General features: G+C 70.7%; 1 protein-coding gene. It reads left to right on the forward strand.

The features are described 5' to 3' along the window. A partial coding sequence (locus N878_RS20545; RefSeq protein WP_021445416.1) for an FTR1 family protein occupies positions 1–1,110 on the forward strand: 1,110 nt, incomplete at its 5' end. Positions 1,111–1,385: the final 275 nt, after the last annotated feature.

Consider the following 1,385-nt stretch of genomic DNA (forward strand, 5'->3'; position numbering starts at 1 on the left):
CTGCAGCAGCGCGGCCCGCAGGCGCTGATCGATTACAGCCGTAGCACCCTGCAGAGCAGCCTGGCGGCCTATCGCGCGGGCGACCGGGAGCAAGCCTACGACCTCTCCGTCGGCGCCTATCTGGAGGGCTTCGAGCTGGTGGAAAGCGCCCTCGACAACCTCGATGCGGTCCAGCGCAAGACCACCGAGCGCGCCTTGATGGCCTACCGCCAGGCGCTGCAGGACGGCGCCAGCGTGGCGCAGGCGGCGCAGGCGCTGGAGCAGGCGAGGGTGGAGCTGGACAAGTCCGCCGCGCTGCTGGCCGATGGCGCCATGGATGGCAGCCTGAGCTTCTTCGCCAGCCTGCTGATCCTGCTGCGCGAAGGCCTGGAGGCGATCCTGGTGCTGGCGGCGATCCTCGCCTTCCTGCGCAACACCGGCCAGCCACAGGCGCTGCGCAGCGTGCATGTCGGCTGGGGCCTGGCACTGCTGGCCGGCCTCGCCACCTGGGCAGTGGCGGCCTACCTGATCGACATCAGCGGCGCCCAGCGCGAACTGCTGGAAGGCGCCACGGCGCTGTTCGCCAGTGCGGTGCTGCTGTGGGTCGGGGTGTGGATGCACGACTGCCGGCATGCCGCGGCCTGGCAGGATTACATCAACAGCAGCCTGGTCGGCGGCGGCGGCCGTTTTGGCTTCGCCGTGCTGGCGTTCTTCTCGGTCTATCGCGAGCTGTTCGAGGTCATCCTGTTCTACGAGACCCTCTGGCTGCAGGCCGGGCCGCAGGGCCACGGCGCGGTGCTGGCCGGTGCGGCGGCGGCGTTGGTGCTGCTGCTCGGCCTGGCCTGGGCGATCCTGCGCGGCTCGCGCAGGCTGCCGCTGGCGACCTTCTTTGGCGTCAACGCGGTGCTGCTGTGCCTGCTCTCGGTGGTGTTCGCCGGTCATGGCGTGGCGGCGCTGCAGGAGGCCGGGGTGCTCGGCACGCGGCCGGTGGCCTTCTTCGAATTCGACTGGCTGGGCATCCACGCCGACGCCTGGAGCCTGTCGGCCCAGGGCCTGGCGCTGGCCGCCATCGCCCTGCTGTATGGGCGTAGCCGGCTGGCCGAGCGGCATCGGGTAGCGGCGCTGGATTGAGGCGAGGCGAGTGCAGGCGGCCGTGCGTCGCCTGCGCATGCCGAGAGCGTGAACCGCCGCCACGACAGCCGGTCTCAGTGCGCCTAGGCTGATCCGATTTCCCTCTGGCGAGTGCGCGCATGTCTTCCACCATTAACTCCACCCATTACGCCGACAGTCCCGACCTGGCCCTGGCGGCGTTGCGTCATCCGCCGCTGGAGCAGGCGCTGTCTGCCGCCTGTGCCGAGCTGGCGGTGCGGCAGGCTTATCTGGCGGCGCTGCGCGACCCGGCCATC

The organism is Pseudomonas sp. EGD-AK9 (assembly GCF_000465935.2).
GTDB lineage: Bacteria > Pseudomonadota > Gammaproteobacteria > Pseudomonadales > Pseudomonadaceae > Aquipseudomonas.